Annotated in this window: 11 protein-coding genes and 1 pseudogene; 3 read left to right on the top strand and 9 right to left on the bottom strand. The window is 67.4% G+C overall.

What is annotated here, in order from left to right; all coding sequences use genetic code 11:
* Window positions 1-541: 541 nt before the first annotated feature.
* Window positions 542-1,729 carry a benzoate/H(+) symporter BenE family transporter gene (locus GIW57_RS11630; protein ID WP_236510923.1) on the top strand — a complete coding sequence of 396 codons (1,188 nt, stop codon included), beginning with the start codon at window positions 542-544 and terminating at the stop codon, window positions 1,727-1,729.
* A gap of 5 nt (window positions 1,730-1,734) precedes the next feature.
* Here GIW57_RS11630 and GIW57_RS11635 read toward each other — a convergent pair whose 3' ends face one another.
* From GIW57_RS11635 to egtB, 4 genes are all read right to left on the bottom strand, one after another.
* Entirely contained in the window at window positions 1,735-2,478 is a 744-nt protein-coding gene (locus tag GIW57_RS11635; protein ID WP_100461605.1) for a DUF2628 domain-containing protein, read from the bottom strand.
* A gap of 31 nt (window positions 2,479-2,509) precedes the next feature.
* The gene (locus GIW57_RS11640; protein ID WP_236510986.1) at window positions 2,510-4,645 is read right to left on the bottom strand and encodes a lytic murein transglycosylase; all 2,136 of its coding nucleotides are present in this window, start codon (window positions 4,643-4,645) and stop codon (window positions 2,510-2,512) included.
* Between the two features lie 137 nt (window positions 4,646-4,782).
* Window positions 4,783-5,760 (bottom strand): L-histidine N(alpha)-methyltransferase, encoded by a 978-nt coding sequence (gene egtD, locus GIW57_RS11645; RefSeq protein WP_236510926.1) that lies wholly within the window; start codon window positions 5,758-5,760, stop codon window positions 4,783-4,785.
* Window positions 5,757-7,028, bottom strand: coding sequence for an ergothioneine biosynthesis protein EgtB (egtB, locus tag GIW57_RS11650; RefSeq protein WP_236510929.1), 1,272 nt, complete (start codon window positions 7,026-7,028; stop codon window positions 5,757-5,759). The genes egtD and egtB overlap by 4 nt, the downstream gene beginning before the upstream one ends.
* 94 nt (window positions 7,029-7,122) lie before the next feature.
* Between egtB and GIW57_RS11655 the strand changes: the two are divergent.
* Window positions 7,123-8,025 (top strand): annotated as a pseudogene (locus GIW57_RS11655) (GGDEF domain-containing protein); the annotation flags it as partial.
* Here GIW57_RS11655 and GIW57_RS11660 read toward each other — a convergent pair.
* On the bottom strand, window positions 8,007-8,399 hold the full coding sequence (locus GIW57_RS11660; protein WP_100461621.1) for a YchJ family metal-binding protein: 393 nt from the start codon (window positions 8,397-8,399) through the stop codon (window positions 8,007-8,009). The pseudogene GIW57_RS11655 and the gene GIW57_RS11660 overlap by 19 nt on opposite strands.
* 72 nt (window positions 8,400-8,471) lie before the next feature.
* On the opposite strand from GIW57_RS11660, the gene GIW57_RS11665 reads away from it, so the two are divergent.
* A complete protein-coding gene (locus GIW57_RS11665) occupies window positions 8,472-9,251 on the top strand; it encodes a sulfite exporter TauE/SafE family protein (protein ID WP_100461625.1) in 780 nt (259 codons plus the stop codon).
* 325 nt (window positions 9,252-9,576) lie between these two features.
* Here the strand turns inward: GIW57_RS11665 and GIW57_RS11670 are convergent, their stop codons facing one another.
* From GIW57_RS11670 to folE, 4 genes are all read right to left on the bottom strand, one after another.
* Complete coding sequence (locus GIW57_RS11670; protein WP_236510932.1) at window positions 9,577-12,957, bottom strand: ATP-binding protein; 3,381 nt, start codon at window positions 12,955-12,957, stop codon at window positions 9,577-9,579.
* A gap of 16 nt (window positions 12,958-12,973) precedes the next feature.
* A complete protein-coding gene (locus GIW57_RS11675) occupies window positions 12,974-13,675 on the bottom strand; it encodes a DUF4194 domain-containing protein (RefSeq protein ID WP_100461634.1) in 702 nt (233 codons plus the stop codon).
* On the bottom strand, window positions 13,662-15,131 hold the full coding sequence (locus tag GIW57_RS11680; protein ID WP_100461639.1) for a DUF3375 domain-containing protein: 1,470 nt from the start codon (window positions 15,129-15,131) through the stop codon (window positions 13,662-13,664). The genes GIW57_RS11675 and GIW57_RS11680 overlap by 14 nt, the downstream gene beginning before the upstream one ends.
* Before the next feature lie 109 nt (window positions 15,132-15,240).
* Window positions 15,241-15,852, bottom strand: coding sequence for a GTP cyclohydrolase I FolE (gene folE / locus GIW57_RS11685; RefSeq protein ID WP_089241981.1), 612 nt, complete (start codon window positions 15,850-15,852; stop codon window positions 15,241-15,243).
* Between the last annotated feature and the right edge of the window lie 470 nt (window positions 15,853-16,322).

The following is a 16,322-nucleotide window of genomic DNA, read 5'->3' on the forward strand; positions in this document are numbered from 1 at the left end:
GCAAGATGGACAATCATCCTTCCTGCAGGCGCCTTCACAAGATACCTGCGCATACTTTCAAAGATCCGGGGAAGTGGCCTCAGCGCCGTTCCCGTGTGCTGCGAAGTTTCCTTCGTAGCGAGCCGCCCATTATAGCCGGCTTTTCCGCTTCGTCAACACCTTTTTTCAAGGCCGTCTCTCCGAAGTGGACGTTGTTGCCGATGCTGCTTCGGCGTTGGACCCGAGGGCCTTTCGTCGTTGCGAGCCGCCTATTATGCCGGACTTTTCGAGTCCGTCAACACCTTCGTTCGATCATCTCGTCCGGCGGTGGTGGCGTCGCTGTTCGCGTTGGTGGCTTCCGAAGAAGTCGCCGCGCTGCAGCAAGGGAGCGAATTCTAGAGATCCTGCAGAATTCGTCAACTCTTTTTTTCAGGAAGATGACAGAACAGCGCCTGCACCCTGCATGGCCGCTGCTGATGCATCGCCTGCGGCGTTGCCCGCGCGTTGCGCGGGCAACGCCGCAGGCGCTATCAATACACCGGTGCATAGCAAAGAGAAGAGCATGGACACGCAGAAACGACAGGGATGGTGGCGGGATCTTTCGACGCCGGCGATCGTCGCCGGCTTCATCACCGTGCTGGTCGGCTTCGCCAGTTCGGCGGTGATCGTGTTCCAGGCGGCGCAGGCGGTCGGTGCCGACCAGGCGCACATCGCCTCGTGGATGTGGGCCCTTGGGCTGGGCATGGGCGTGACCTGCATCGGCCTGTCGCTGCGCTACCGCGTGCCGGTGGTCACCGCATGGTCGACGCCGGGCGCGGCGATGCTGGTCGTCGGTGCCGGTGGCGCGTCTCTGTCTGAAGCCACCGGTGCATTCCTGCTTGCGGCGGTGCTGGGCATGCTCGCGGGCTTCTCTGGGGTGTTCGCCCGGCTGATGAAGCGCGTGCCCATGGCCTTGGCCGCTGGCATGCTGGCCGGTGTACTGCTGCGCTTCGGACTGGACGTGTTTGTGGCAATGAACACCCAGCGCGTGCTGGCGTTGGCCATGTTCGCTACGTGGCTGCTGGGCCGCCGCCTGTTCCCCCGTTATGCGGTGATCGCCACTCTGCTGGTCGGCATCGCCATCGCCGCCAGCCAGGGTCTGCTGCATGCACAGCAGGTGCACCTGCAGCTGGCCGTACCGCAATGGGTCACTCCTTCGCTGTCGTGGACGGCGATGGTCGGTATCGCCCTGCCCCTGTTCGTGGTCACCATGGCCTCGCAGAACATCCCCGGTGTGGCGGTGATGCGCGCCTCCGGCTACGACGCACCGGTGTCGCCGGTGATCGGCTGGATCGGCGTGGTCAACACGCTGCTGGCACCCTTCGGTGCCTACGCGTTGAACCTGGCAGCCATCACTGCGGCGATCTGCATGGGCCGTGATGCGCACGAGGATCCGGCACGGCGCTACACGGCGGCGATGGCGGCCGGCGCCTTCTATATCGTCATCGGCCTGTTCGGGGCCACCGTCGCGGCCCTGTTCGCTGCCTTCCCCAAGGAACTGGTGGCCTGCGTGGCCGGCATCGCCCTGTTCGGCACCATCGGCAACAGCCTGGCCGGTGCATTGGCAGTGGAGCGCGACCGCGAGGCCGCGCTGGTCACCTTCCTGGTGACCGCCTCGGGGATGACACTGGCCGGTATCGGTTCTGCGTTCTGGGGCCTGGTCGCCGGGACGCTCTGCCTGTGGGTGCTGCGGCCGCGGCAGGCCAGCTGAAGGGATCAGCCCGTCAACGCGGCCCCGATGATGGCCAGGGTGGCGGACACGGCGATGGCGATCACGGCACCAATCACGCTGGTATCGCCACGTGCTGCCAGCGCGCTGCGCACCGCAGCGTCATTGTCCGTATTGAGCGACTGGGCGCGCGCGATCTCCCGCTGGCAATGCTGCAGGTACCAGCTGTTGGCGAAGACACCCACGGTAACGCTCAGGCCCAGGTTGATCACCAGCGACAGAGCATCCGGCACGTCGAGGAATACCTCGATCGCGCTGGATGCCACCAGCACGCCGACCCAGATGGCGGCCATGCGGTACATCTTCCGGTACATCATCCAGATCACGCCAAACAGGAACCCCGGCCAGTGCCAGGTGCCCACCGCATTCGCGGTGCCCTGGTCCAGGCGCCAACGCTTGCGATAGATCGGGAAGTTGCCGCCGACAATGGCTGCATACAGACCCAACTGGCCAGTCAGGCCGGCGCCCAGTGGAATGACATCGGGCGTTGCCGCCGCCGCCGGCGCACGGTAGGGGTCATGGCTGGCCGCTGCGGCGCCGCCGTCGGCACCCGACGCCGGCGTGACAGTCAACTGCAGCGTCTGCAACGCCTGCCAGCCAGCCATGCCCTCGCACCAGAGCAGGGTGTGGCCGGTGATGACGCCGTCCTGCTGCAACCTCCGCAGGCCAGCCAGGTCCACTGGCCCTTCACTCTTGCCGTTACGGGCGTAGTACCACTGTGCTTCCTGCATTGAAGACCTTCCTGGGTGGGCGTTGCGCGGTTTACAGGGACGCGCTGGAGAGCGTCTGCACCAGCGTGTGGCGACCGCCGGGAGCGACGGTGATCACATCGGGCCCGGCGTTGGCGGCCTCCAGGCAGACGTAGTCGCGCCAGCCGTCGCCGACATCGGCCATCTTCGCGGCAGCGTCGGCGCCAGGGTTCCATGCCACCAGCGAGCGGCTGCCTTCGGTGCGGATGTCGATGCGGCGCTTGAGCATCGGGTCGCGCAGCACATAGTGCCCGCCGGCCTGGGTGTAGATGCGGTCGCTGCGGCCCGGATCACGAGGATCACGCAGCGACCAGGGACCCTGCTGGCGGCGAGGCTGGGCGTAGTTCTCGAACTTGTCGAGGTAGTCCAGGCCATCGACGCCGTCGACGTCGACCTTGCTGGCGTCACCGACACGGAAGTAGTTGTGCAGCGCCTGGGTGATGGTGGCCGGGGCCTTGCCGGTGTTCTCGGTAACCAGCTGCTGGCGCAGTTCACGGCCGATACGGACGGTCATGGTCAGGCGCAGGCCGAGGTTGTCCAGCGCGGGTGGGGCCAGGGTCAGTTCGATGCTGCCATCGTCGAGACGGCGCGCCTGCTGCAGTTCCCAGGGCAAGGTGCGCACGAAGCCATGGGCCGGCACGTCATCGCCCTGCCCCTGGCGGCCGAAGTACGGCCAGCACACCGGGCTGCCGCCACGGATGGGCGTGGGCAGTGCCGCACGCTTGGGCGAGAGCCACATCACATCGGGTTGGCCCTTGGGCACGAACGAGAGCAGTTGGCCGCCGAATACACTGATGGCGGCGGTGGCCTGCGGGGTTTCCACCAGCCAGGCATCGAGTCCCTGGAACTGGCCACTGCTGACACCTTGGATCTGTTGCACGCTGGATCGACTCCGGATGGCCGGCGACTGCGCGGCGCTGTAGTTGGTGGGAAGGCTGAAGCGGGTGGGTGTGGCCGGAACCTTCGCCTGCGGTTCGCTCTGCAGCGCGCGCAGGATGCGCTGGCCGGCGCGACCATCGGCGTCGGCCCAACCGAGCCGGCGCTGCTCGACCTGGATGGCGCGACGACTGGCGGTACCGATCATGCCATCGGCGGCGCCGATGTCATGGCCGCGCGCCAACAACAGGGTCTGCAGCTGGCGGCGCTCGTCGCGGCCAAGACCGGGATCATCGGTAGGCCAGGCGGTGACCAAGCCGTTGCCGCCACGCAGACGGTCGGCCAGGGTGGCGATGGCCAGGGCATAGCTCTCGGCGGCGTTGTAGCTGTAGATCGCGTCGTAGTTGCGGAACACCAGCAGCGCCGGGCCTTTGTTGCCGGCTGGCAGCAACAGCGCGGCGCGGGCATCGGCGGGCAGGCCGGTCGGCGCCAACGCACTGCCGTCCAGGCCGGTCACGCCCAATACGCGCCAGTCGGCCAGTGCCCGGCGCTGGGTGCGGCCGGCCTGACTGGCGTTGAACCCAGGGGGGACGCGCACTTCCATGCCCCAGGGTTCGCCGGTTCGCCAGCCGGCACGCTTCAGATAGTTGGCGGTGGAAGCCAATGCATCGGGAATGCTGCCGACCAGATCGCGGCGGCCATCGCCATCACCATCAGCGGCAATGCGTGCGTAGGTGCTGGGCATGAACTGGGTGTGGCCGAAGGCACCGGCCCAGGAACCGGTCAGGCCCTGTGCCTGCAGGTCACCCTTGTCGATGAGCTTGACCAGCGCCAGCAGTTCGCCGCGGAAGAAAGGCTGCCGACGGCCGGCACAGGACAGCGTGGCCAGCGACTGCAGCAGCGGGCGCTTGCCGAACACGCGCCCGTAGTCGCTCTCCACACCCCATACGGCGACGATGGTGACTGGATCGACGCCGTACTGCGCCGATACGCGCTGAAGCAGATCGCGGTGCTGCTGCAGCATGGCGCGACCATCGTCCACGCGCTGGCGATCGACCAGTGCGGCCAGGTAGTCCCAGATCGGTGTGGTGAACTCCGGCTGCGCATCGAGCAACGGCAGCACGGTGGGATCGGGCTGCAGTCCGGCGGTGATGGCCGTGAAACGGTCAGCGGCAATGCCCTCGCTGGCGGCGGTAGTCTGCAGGCCCGCCATGCAGCGGGCGAACGCGGGATCAGCGGTTGCCGCGGCTGTCGGCGCGGCCGCCGCTGGCATGGCAAGTGCGGCGGCCAAGCCGAGCGTGGTCAGAATGGGCATGGCGTCCTCCGTGTTGCCGGTGCTGGAGCCATGGTAACGCGGAGGGGCGGCAAGGTTGGTCGTTGCTATCGGCCAGCGGCCGGCACTACCTGTGGCTACGGTGCGGGGCGCAGAAGGCGCAGCCCGTACGCTGGATTGTCAGCGTTCCAGTGCGCCACCACCTCCAGCCCTGCCTGCTGCAGCAGGTGGCCGAAGCTGGCGTCGGTGTACTTGTGGCTGTACTCCACACGGATGGGTTCGCCGACGTTGAAGTGGAAGGTGCGCCCGTCGAGATGGACGTCCTGCTCACGCTGGCTGACCAGGTCGGTTTCGATGCGCAGGCGTGCGGTACTGTAACGGGCCTGATGACGGAAGCCATTGAGATCGAAATCGCTGCCGATCTCACGGTTGAGGCGGGCCAGCAGGTTCAGGGTGAAGGCGGCGGTGATGCCGTCGGCATCGTTGTAGGCGGCCTCGATCAGTGCCGGGTCCTTGTGCAGGTCGATGCCGACCAGCGCCAGGCCGTCCTTGCCCATCGTCTGCCGCATCGCGCGCAGCAGCGCGATCGCCTCCTCATCAGCGAAGTTGCCCAGCGTGGAGCCCGGGAAGAACAGCAGCCGGCGCGCGGCAGGCCGGTCGGGTGCGGGGACCTGTACCGGCCGTGTGAAGTCGGCACACACCGGCAGCATTTCCACCTCCGGCAGCGCCGGTGCCAGGTGGTCGATGCTGGACAACAGCGCCGCGCGCGAGATTTCGATGGGCGTGTAGGCCACCGGATCCTGCAGGGCGGCCAGCAGGCGGGCGGTCTTGCGGCCACTGCCGCTGCCCAGTTCGACCACATGCACGCGCGGCCCCACCGCCTGCGCGATCTGCGGCAGCACCCGATCCAGCAGGGCCAGCTCGGTGCGTGTGGGGTAGTACTCGCGGGTGTGGGTGATCTGCTCGAACAAGCGCGAGCCGCGCGCGTCGTAGAAGTATTTGGAAGGCAGCTGGCGCGAGGCATGCGACAGCCCCGCCACGGCGTCGGCAAGGATCTGCTGGCGGCCGGGGGTAAGGTCGGTCAGCGCCTGCAGCGCGTCCTGGACGGTGCTCATGAAAGATCCCTTGCCAGGCGCATGCCTGAGAACTGCCAACGCGCCGGTGGCATGAAGAAGTTGCGGTAGCTGGCCCGCACATGGCCGCGCGGGGTGGCACAGCTGCCACCGCGCAGCACCCATTGGCCGCACATGAATTTGCCGTTGTATTCGCCCAGATTGCCGGCGAACGGACGGAAGCCGGGGTAGGCGCCATAGGCGCTGCTGGTCCATTCCCAGACATCTCCGAACAGCTGGCGGATGCCCCTGCCCTGCCCTGCCTGCGGATGCAGCTGGTCGTCATCGGCGAAGTGGCCTTCGACCGGCTGCGTGGCGGCGGCCGCTTCCCATTCGAACTCGGTGGGCAGGCGGGCACCGGCCCAGCGTGCGCAGGCATCGGCTTCGTAGTAGCTGAGATGACAGACCGGTGCGTGCAGATCGAGCTCGCGCCAGCCACCCAGGGTGAACTCGCGCAGCAGGTCGTCGTCCCAGTACAGCGGATGCTGCCACTGCTCGACCTCGCGCAGCGCCCAGCCCTCGCTCAGCCACCAGCGTGGATCGCGGTAACCACCCGCGTCGATGAAGGCGCGGTACTCAGCGTTGCTGAGCGGACGTTCGGCGAGTGCATGCGCGGGCAGCAGCACGCGGTGCACGGGTGATTCATTGTCATAGGCGAATGCTGCGTGCTGCGGCCAGGCGGATGCACCGATACTGACGATGCGTTCGCCCTGTTCGACCCAGCCCTGCGCGCTGGGAGCGCTGACGGCGGTGGGCAGGTCATCGCGATACGGCGGCTGCAGCGGATTGCACCAGAAGGCGTGCTTGATGTCGGTGAGCAGCAGCTCCTGGTGCTGCTGCTCGTGATGCAGCCCAAGTTGCAGGTGCTGCAGGGCGTCGCTGCCCAGATCGCCGTTGCGTAGTTGTGCCAGCACCTGCTCATCCACGTGCCGGCGGTAAGCGTGGACCTGCTGCAGCGAGGGCCGCGAGAGCAGGCCGCGCTGCGGTCGCGCGTGGGCCGGGCCGAGACTCTTGTAATAACTGTTGAACAGATAGTCCCAGGCCGGATCCCAGGGTGTGTAGCCAGGCCGGCTGGCGAGGACGAAGCGTTCGAAGAACCAGGTGGTATGGGCCAGGTGCCATTTGGCCGGGCTGGCATCGGCCATGCTCTGCAGCAGGGCATCTTCAGGGCTGAGCGGTGCGGCCAGCTGCATGCTGCGCGCCCGCACGTGGGTGAAGTGGCGGGCGAGGTCATGCTGCGGGGCAGCGACGGCGGCGGGTACGCTGTCCATGTGACCAGCTTCGACCGCGGCCGGTGAGCGCGATGTCATGGCCCGGTGCCGTGGTGTTCACATCAGGGCGCGCATTCAAGAAGGGCACTGCTGCGCCGTAGCGATTTTCATCCTGTTGGCCGCACAGCAGCCCAAAGGCATGCACGACCTGCTGTCGAACCGGCACTTCCCGTGGCTGCCGAGCGACTGGAGCGCGCTGGCACAGCTGCCTGCCGTGCTGTTCCTGCTGGCCACCGCTGCGCTGGGGTGGCAGGCATGGCGCCAGCCGCGACCGCTGCATACGGCGATGCTGTTGGCCCTGCTGTGCCTGTGGTGGATGCTGCCGCGGATCTTCCTGCAGCCGGTGCTGCTACCGGCGCTGAGCGTAGCCGCGCTGCTGCTGATGCTGGCCGCGACCCTGCAGGAGTCCTTCCACATGGCATTCGGCGACGAGCTGACCGGCCTGCCCGGCCGACGTGCATTCAACGAAACCCTCAAGCGCGCCACCGGCACCTACAGCATCGCGATGATCGACGTTGATCATTTCAAGATGTTCAACGACACCCACGGCCACGACACCGGCGATGACGTGCTGAAACTGGTGGCCTCACGGCTGTCGCGGGTGGGCGACGGCGGCCGCGCGTTCCGTTATGGCGGCGAGGAATTCGCCGTGGTTTTCCTCGATCGCCCGGCATCGGCCTGTGTGGACGCGGTGGAGGCGCTGCGTCAGGGCATCGAGCAGAGCCGGATGCAGCTGCGCGACCGCACTACCCGCAGCCGTGACGATGCGCTCGGCCAGCAGCAGCGTGGGCGCGGCGGTGGCGGTGCGGTGGTGCAGGTGACCGTCAGCATCGGCCTGGCCGACAGCCGGGTCGATCCGCGTCCCGCCGGGGTGGTCAAAGCGGCCGACCAGGCGCTGTATGCGGCCAAGGAGGAAGGCCGCAACCGCGTGTGCGCGCATGGCGGCCAGCGCGTGCTGGCCGTGCGCGGCAGCCACGCTCAGACGGCGTCGAGGTAGTACCAGCGGCCTTCGATCCGCAGGAAGCGGCTGTGCTCGGTCATTTTCACCGCGCTGCCGCCACCGACGCGGTAGCGGGCGGTGAAGCGGACCTCGGCGCTGTCGGTGCCGGTCACCTGGTGGTCCTGCACGGTGAGGCCCAACCATTGGGTGCGCTGGCCGGGGGCATCATCGAGCGACAGTTCTGCGGGGCGGGTGTCCGGATGCCAGGTGGCACGCAGGTAGTCCGGCAGATGGCGCACATAGGCGCTGTAACGCGAGCGCATCAGACGCTCGGCATCGGGCGCGGCGTCGCCGGCATGGAAGCGACCGCAGCAGGCGGCGTAGTCGGCGGCCAGGCCACAGGGACAGGGATCGGGGGCGGTTCGGCTCATGCGGGTATTGTCGCGTGGGCGGCGGCAATGTGACAGGCGTATGCTGTCGCGCCCTCACTTCGATCGATCGCCGTGCTGGAACTGATTCCTCCTGAGTTGTGGTGGCTGGTGGCGATCGCCTTCATTGCCGGACTGGTCGACGCGGCCGTGGGTGGCGGCGGACTGGTGCAGCTGCCGGGCCTGTTCACGGTGCTGCCGCAGCAGACGCCGGCGATGCTGTTCGGCACCAACAAGTTCAGCTCGATGTTCGGTACCGGCGCGGCGGCGTGGCGCTATGCACGCAACGTGCGCTTCCCGTGGAAGCCGGTGTTGTTCGCCGCGGGTACGGCCTTCGTGTTCTCCTTCCTTGGCGCTACGGCGGTCAGCCTGTTGCCCAAGGACGCGGTGCGGCCACTGGTGCTGGTACTGCTGGTGGCGATGCTGGCCTACACGTTGTGGAAGAAGGACTTCGGCGCGCTGCACCGGCCCCGCGAGATCGGCCGCAACGAACTGGCCATCGCGCTGGCGATCGGCGCGGCAATCGGTTTCTACGATGGCTTCTTCGGGCCCGGCACCGGCAGCTTCCTGATCTTCCTGTTCGTGCGCTTCTTCGGGCTGGACTTCCTGCGTGCGTCGGCAGCGTCGAAGGTGGTGAACCTGGCGACCAACGTGGCGGCGATCTCGTTCTTCGTGCCGACCGGCAACATCCTGTGGCTGTTCGCGCTGCCGATGGCAGCGGCCAACATCATCGGTTCGGTGGTGGGCACGCGGTTGGCGCTGAAGGGCGGCACGCCGTTCATCCGCAAGCTGTTTGTGGGTTTGGTGGTGGTGCTGATCGCGCGGATGGCGTGGGATACGTTCCGTAGTTCGTGATCCACCGCGTCGCGGGCGCTTTGATTGTTGCGAGGGCGGTCGGGCAAGGGGCACGGCAGGACACGCCGTGAACCCATCCATGGGGGCTCGTGAGCGCCATCCATGGCGCTCGCGGTCCTTCCGTGCCCCTTGCCCAACCGCTGCCCAGCCTCTGCGCGAGCGCGGAAGCCGGCAGCAAGGCAAAAGCAAAGACAGAGTTGCTTCTGGTAGGGGCCAACCTTGGTTGGCACGCTGTTTCCGGTCGCGGAGAGCAGCCGAGCATGGCCCGGCTCTACAGGGGATTGCCGGCCAGCGGCCGGCACTACCAGAACGCCGGCCGAGGCGGTCAGGCTTCGGCTTCTTCCGGTTCGTCGGCCTGCTGGCGGCTGCGCTCCGGCAGCTTCAGGCGCTTGCCTTCTTCGTCGTACTCGATGAGCAGCACGCCCGAATCGTGGCGGCCGCTGATCTCGACGAAGCAGGCGCCACCGATGAACGGTTCCAGCGTCATCACCGATTTCAGCGGGGTGGCCACCACCATCTGGAAACCGAAGTTGTCGAAGATGTTCATCGCCAGCGCGGTGAACTCGTTGTCGGCCTTGTCGAAGGCTTCATCGAGCACGACTGCGGCATAGCTGGGCAGCTGGCTGTCGGCGCCGCCGAGCTGGTAGCGCAGTGCCGCCGCCAGGCAGGTGGTGGCCAGCTTCTGCCGCTGGCCACCGGATTTGCCGGCGCCGCTGCGGTAGATCTCGACCTGCTGGCGCGTTTCCGCGTCCAGTTCCACGCCGATGAACTCCACGTGCAGGCGCACGTCCAGCACCACTTCGCGCCAGCGCTTGTCTTCGCCTTCCTGCGAGCCGAGGCGGTGGACCAGCTGGCGCAGGACGGTGAACTGCGTTTCAGCCAGGTCGCGCTGCTCGGTCTGCTGCTGCGACAACACCTCGCGCAGCTGCTGGTGGAACTCCTGCACTTCCGGCAGGCGCCGGTCGTTCAGCTCGATGGTCAGCAGGGTGCCACGGTTGAAGGGCACCTGCTCCAGGCTGGCGTTGACTTCGTCCAGGCGCTGGCCGATCGACTTGCGGGCCTCGGCGCTGTGCCGCTGCAGCGCGAGCAGGTTGTTCTTGCTCTGGTTCTGCAGCAGGTCGAAGAAGCGTTCTTCATGCTGCGGCAGGCCATCGCGTTCGAGGCGTTCAAGGCGGGCCAGGAAATCCTCGGCCGAGGCCACCGACACGGTGAAGTCGCCCGATTCTTCCGGCCACTGCTGGATGAAGCGACGGAAGCAGCCCAGCAGCAGGTTCTCGATGCGGTTGACGTCCTGTTGCGAAGACGACAGCTGTTCGTTCAGCGCGTTGCTGACCTGGCGCATGTGCGCTTCCAGCGTTTCCAGGCTGAGCGGGCCCTGCTCCTGCAGGCGCTCGGCCAGGCCGACTTCCTGGTCTTCGGCCAGCGCTGGCAGGACCAGTGCACGGCTCTGCTGACGGGCACGGTCCAGGCGGTCGCGTTCGCGCACCAGCTGGCCGCGCTCGACGCGGGTGTCTTCGTAAGTGCGGCGGGCCTGCTCGATATCGGCGCGGGTGGCGTCGATCTGCTGGGCGATCCTGGCCAGATCGGCATTGCCTTCGCGCAGGGCGTGCAGGCTGGCCTCGATGTCGGCCAAGCGCTGCTGCGGCGCGGCGACGTCGATTTCGTTCCAGCTGATGCCGACCAGCTGGTGGCAGGCCAGGCGACGTTCGTTATCGCGGTCACGCTGGCTGCGCAGGCGCGCGATGTCGGTATCGCAGCTGGCGATACGGGCGGCCAGCTCCTGTGCTTCCTTCTCGAAGACGGCGAGCCTGTCGCGGTTGCTGAAGCCCAGCAGCCAGCGGCGGCGATCGTTCACCGCACTGCGGTCGTCCTTCTCGAAGCGGTCGCCCGGATGCTTGACCTGGCCTTCGCGGGTGATGCCGCGGTCGACGTTGCGCAGCTGCTTGGCGTCCACGCATTCGTAGTCGAAGCGCTTGCCCAGCTCGCGGCGCAGCCAGCTTTCGAACACGTGGTCGCGCAGTTCCAGCTTGTGCAGCAGCGATTTCGCGGACGGTTCGCGGGCGAACGCATCGTCATTGCGACGCACGCGGTAGTAGGTGAACCGCATGCCCAGGTGGGTGCGGTTCACCCATTCGGCGACGTCGTTGTAGTGCTTGTCGTCGACCAGCAGCGATTGCGCGAAGCCACCGAGCACACGCTCGATCGCGCCCTGCCAGCTCTGCTCTTCCGAGCGGACCTGGATCAGTTCGCCGACGAACGGCAAGGCCGCTTCGGAGATACCGGTTTCTTCGGCCAGGCGCGCGCGCAGCTTCTGCATCGGCGCAGGAATGCTGGAGGGCGTGCGCTGCATCGCCTCCAGTTCGCCACGCACGTCGGAGAAGCGCCGCTCGTCGTCGCGCTTGCCGCCCAGCCGTTCGCTGATGGCGTCGTCCAGGGCGCTCGAAGCACGCTGACGGTCTTCCAGTTCGGACTGCGCCTGCTCGACCAGCGCGGCGAAGCCATGCGCGTCGTCGGGCAACGCGGCCTGCAGTTTCTGTGCGGCGTCGTGTGCCTGCGCCTGCTTGGCCAAGCGGCGGTCGCGTTCGGCTTCGGCGCGGCCCTGCTCGCGTTCCAGTTCCTCGATGCGCTCACCACCCTGCTGGCGGCGCTGCAGTTCCAGCTCAGCCAGGCGTTCGGTGTGGTTGTCCAGGGCCGCACGGCGCTGCGCTTCTTCACCCAGCAGGCCACGATCGCGCGTGTCCATCTCGCGCAGGCGCGCTTCGATCAACAACTGGCGGCGGCTTTCGCGGAAGCTGTCGATACCGAGCTTGAGCGCTTCGTCGTCGCCGCGACGGCGGCTCATCGCCTGCAGGTCGCGGTAATGTTCGCGCGCCGGCTGCAGGGTTTCGACCTGACGCCGCGCCGTGACCACGGCCTGGTGCGCGCCATCGAGTTCGGCGAAATCGCTGACCAGTCGTTCGGCAGCGTCGAAGGTCTTCGGCGTGTCGAGCATGAAGTCGCGCAGGAAGACGTTCAGGTCTCCGAGGTTCTTCGCGGACTGCGTCTTGTGCAGCAGCCGCAGCGCCATCTCGTTGTCGATGCCGAGCAGATGGCGGAAGCGTTCGGCGTAGCCGGAGAACGTATCGAAGTGATGGACGTCGGCCAGCTTCTGCTTGAGCTTGCGCAGATCCAGGTCGAAACCGCCGAGGTCCTTGGCGATGTCGAACGGGCGCTCGGCGATCATGTAGTGCTTGCGCACGTCACCTGCGGAGGTGCTGCTGCCAGCGATCCACAGCAGGCGTACCAGGCTGACCACACGGCCATCACCGGCGCGGTACTCCAGCACCAGCGCGGTCCAGGTTGCGCCCTTGCGCAGGTACTGGGTGGCGATTTCACCGGTGCCACTGTCCTGCTGGTCGGCCCACGCGCCGCGCACGTAGGACACCAGGTTGCGGTCGCGGCCGCTGCGTTCGGCTTCACGCGCAGCGGCGTTGAAGTCGACGATGGCCGGCGGCGTCAGCAGTGCGGACATGGCATCGAGCAGGGTCGACTTGCCCGAGCCGGAGCGGCCGACGAACAGGAAGCCGCGCTCGGCGATCGGCACTTCGGTCAGGCCGTTGAAGGTGCCCCAGTTGTGCACCTGCAGGCGGCGCATGCGGAACTGCTGCAGGCGCGGGTCGGGCAGGCCGTCGTTGAACAGGGCGGGAGTGTGCTTGGAAATGGCCATGCGGTGCTCGGGTCTCTCAGGCTTCAGCGGCCGGGGTTTCACGCAGCTGGCGGTAGACCGCCGAAAGCTGGGATACGTCTTCGGCGGAGAACAGCAGCTTCAACGCCGGCGAGACTTCGTGGCGGTCTTCCTGGCCGCCGAGGCGGGTCAGGATGTGGTTGTCCTTCATCTTCTGCACCGCCGAGGCGACGCGCCGATTGAAGCCGGCGCGGTCGGTGGACAGGTTCTTCTCGTAGATGGCCAGCGCTTCGGCCATTTCGGCGTCGGCGACCACGGCACGGTTGCCGCGTGCATCGGCTTCGCCCAGCTGCTGGCGCAGGTACAGCAGCAATACCGAATCGATGAAGGTCAGCGGCGACGTGCGCAGCAGTACCGGCGCATCGACGTCCTCGGTATCGGCCTGGCGGGTGAACGCCACGCCACTGTCACGGTCGAGCACCAGTTCCAGGAACAGGTCCGACAGCGCCGAACGGATGCCGGCTTCGCTGCGGATCAGTGCCGGCCACAGTTTGGCGTGGCGCAGCTGGTCGATGCTGGGGCCGATCAGCAGCTGGCACAGCGCGCGGCGCGCATCCAGCGGCAGGCGGCCGGTATCGCCCATGTAGTAGACGTCGTTGCCGCGCCGGGGCTGCACCACGGTCGTCACCGGCTCTGCCTCGTAAGCGTCTTCGGCCAGGTCGGCATGCGGTGCGTCGATGGGGTCTTCATGCCAGCTCATGGCGTCTCTCCTGGGTAAACCAAACCAGCGGGATGCGGGCGCGACGGATCTGCCCGTCGCCACCACGCCATTCGGCAAGCTCCTGCTCGCCGGCGATCACGCTGCCAAAGCGCGTGCCCAGCGAGAGGTAGCCAATGACACTGCCCAGCCCCTGCGGCGCTTCGCGCTGCGACAGGGCCTGGGCGATGCTGAGTTTCGGCTGGCTGTCGAGCAGATCGTGCAGGTCGCGGCGCAGGGTGCGGAAATCGATTTCCGAGGACGCCACCAGGTCGCCCACGCTTTCCAGGCTGATGCTGGCCGCATCGTTGTATTCGACGTTGCCATCGACCTGGGCGCTGCGCGGGTCGTGCAGCTTCCACTGCGACCACGAGCGCAGGCGGCTGGTGGTCAGCTGCAGGTCGCGGCCGATGGCGCGCTGCGCCGGGAAGTCATCGCGCAACGCCAGTGCTTCGGACTGCGCCTGTTTCAACAGCTGGTTGAGGCGGCGCTGTTCCAGGTAGCCACGGCTCTGCACGAAACCGCGCAGGCTGCGCGCGAAGTTCTGCAGCACGTCATGCACCTGGCCACCGCGCTCGAGCATGGTGCTGGTGAAACCACGCAGGAAATTGCGCTCGTTGCGGTCCAGGCGTCGGGCAAAGCCACGGGCCAGCAGCGTCTCCAGCGCAGCATCGAGCTGGGCGCTCTGTTCGGCGTCGTTGAGCAGGCGCCAGAACGCCTGGAAGCTACGACCCGCGTCGCTCTCGCCGATCACGTCCACGCCCTCAAAGAGCTTGGACAGCACGTCGCCGCGCTCGCCCTCGTCATCGATGATGCGTTCGCGGAAATCACGGTTGAGCTGTTCGAAGTCGTCGCGCACGCGGCGGAAGTCTTCGGTCAGTTCGTCGGCCAAGCCGATGATCTGCCGCGTACGTTCCAGCGCGCGCTTGCCATCCAGCGCGGTCACACGGCCGGCGCCGACACGGGCGATCTCGGCATCGATGCGGTCGCGCTCGTCGCGCAGTGCGGACAGGCGTGCGTCCGGATCGGCCTCGGTCTGCGCGGCGAGCTGCGAGAGCTGTTCGATCACCAAGGCCAGTCGGCTCTCGGTGGCGGCCACGCGGGCCTGCTCCATGCTGTCGGCGAAGCGGATCGCCTGCAGCGCCTGGGTCGACAGTTCGTACTGTTCCTGGTCGGCGCCTTCGGGCAGCCGGCGTTCCAGCCAGCCCTGCGCCAACCAATGGGCGACGTAGGCCTGCGCGGTCCGCGGCAGCTCGCGCGACAGCTCGTCACCGTTGAGCTGGTCCAGCGCGCGCTGCAGGCGCTCGTTGAGGACCGACGCCGGCAACGTGCGATCGCCGTCCATCAGCAGGCCCTGCAGCAGGCCGATGATTTCCGGTGCGTGGTCGGCGGCGAGCAGCTTCCATTGCGGCTGTTCGCGCAGGTGGCGATAACGGGTGATGCGTTCGCGGTGCTTCATGCAGCGAGATCGGTCCGAAGGGCGCGGCGGCCAGCGCGCGCGCGCAGGCGCGGCGCAGGCACGGCGAAAGCGGCGGCCGCGCGGGGCCGCCACCGGGAGGCGACGGCGCTCAGCGCTTGCCGCCCACTTCGATGAAGCGCAGGAACTCGGCGCGGGTGCGGGCGTCTTCGCGGAAGCTGCCCAGCATCTTCGAGGTGACCATGCTGACGCCACGCTTGTGGATGCCGCGGGTGGTCATGCACTCATGGGCGCCTTCGACGACGACGCCGACACCGACCGGCTGCAGCACATCCTGGATGCACTGGGCGATCTGCGCGGTCATCTTTTCCTGCACCTGGAAGCGGCGGGCGTAGGCTTCGACCACGCGGGCCAGCTTGCTGATGCCCACCACCTTGCCGGCCGGCAGGTAGCCGACGTGCACGCGGCCGATGATCGGCGCCATGTGATGCTCGCAGTGGCTTTCGTATTCGATGTCGCGCAGGACGATCAGTTCGTCGTAGCCGGCCACTTCCTCGAAGGTGCGTTCCATGTAGGCGCGCGGGTCGTCGCGGTAGCCGCTGAACCAGTCGCCATAGGCTTCAGCCACGCGGCGCGGGGTATCCAGCAGGCCTTCGCGGGTGGGGTCCTCACCGGCCCAGCGCAGCAGGGTGCGCACGGCATCCTCGGCCTGGACCTGGGTGACATCGCCCTGCGGGGCGGCCTTTTCGTTGTTCTTGCTCATTGCATACAGCGCCCGAACGGGGGGCGAGCATCGTACCCGACCGGGGGGTGGGTCGTCCTCTGGGGACGGTTCATCGGGGGTGACGCGCGGCGCCGGACTGCTATCGGTTTGGAGCGGGAAGGGCGGCAGGGCAGGACACGCCGTAAACCCATCCCTGGGGGCTCGGTCGGCGCATCCATGCGCCTCACGGTCCTGCCCTGCCGCCCTTCCCGCTCCCTGACGGTTTCCTGCGGGCGCGGCCGGACCGCCCGAAAGCGGGGTCAAAAGCTGGATTCATGGCTTCGGAGACTGCACGGGTTGCAGCTTTGGTGGGTGCGGACCTTGGTCCGCACTGCTTCTGCCTTTAGAGCCAACCCTCCGCGCTCGCGGGGTGATGGGTGGGCGGCGGAGGGCCGGGCGGGGCAGGGCCGTGAGGCGCATGGATGCGCCGATCGAGCTTACATGGACGTACTTGCAGCGTGCCCTGCCCC

The organism is Stenotrophomonas sp. PA-6-5C (genome assembly GCF_021605635.1).
In the GTDB taxonomy this organism is placed as follows: domain Bacteria; phylum Pseudomonadota; class Gammaproteobacteria; order Xanthomonadales; family Xanthomonadaceae; genus Stenotrophomonas; species Stenotrophomonas lactitubi.

Excerpts from the sequence above, each read along its gene's own strand:
- egtB (WP_236510929.1), bottom strand. The coding sequence starts at position 7,028 with ATGGACAGCGTACCCGCCGCCGTCGCTGCCCCGCAGCATGACCTCGCC.
- GIW57_RS11630 (WP_236510923.1), top strand. The coding sequence starts at position 542 with ATGGACACGCAGAAACGACAGGGATGGTGGCGGGATCTTTCGACGCCG.
- GIW57_RS11640 (WP_236510986.1), bottom strand. The coding sequence starts at position 4,645 with ATGCCAGCGGCGGCCGCGCCGACAGCCGCGGCAACCGCTGATCCCGCG.
- GIW57_RS11675 (WP_100461634.1), bottom strand. The coding sequence starts at position 13,675 with ATGAGCTGGCATGAAGACCCCATCGACGCACCGCATGCCGACCTGGCC.
- GIW57_RS11670 (WP_236510932.1), bottom strand. The coding sequence starts at position 12,957 with ATGGCCATTTCCAAGCACACTCCCGCCCTGTTCAACGACGGCCTGCCC.
- GIW57_RS11635 (WP_100461605.1), bottom strand. The coding sequence starts at position 2,478 with ATGCAGGAAGCACAGTGGTACTACGCCCGTAACGGCAAGAGTGAAGGG.
- GIW57_RS11680 (WP_100461639.1), bottom strand. The coding sequence starts at position 15,131 with ATGAAGCACCGCGAACGCATCACCCGTTATCGCCACCTGCGCGAACAG.
- folE (WP_089241981.1), bottom strand. The coding sequence starts at position 15,852 with ATGAGCAAGAACAACGAAAAGGCCGCCCCGCAGGGCGATGTCACCCAG.
- egtD (WP_236510926.1), bottom strand. The coding sequence starts at position 5,760 with ATGAGCACCGTCCAGGACGCGCTGCAGGCGCTGACCGACCTTACCCCC.
- GIW57_RS11660 (WP_100461621.1), bottom strand. The coding sequence starts at position 8,399 with ATGAGCCGAACCGCCCCCGATCCCTGTCCCTGTGGCCTGGCCGCCGAC.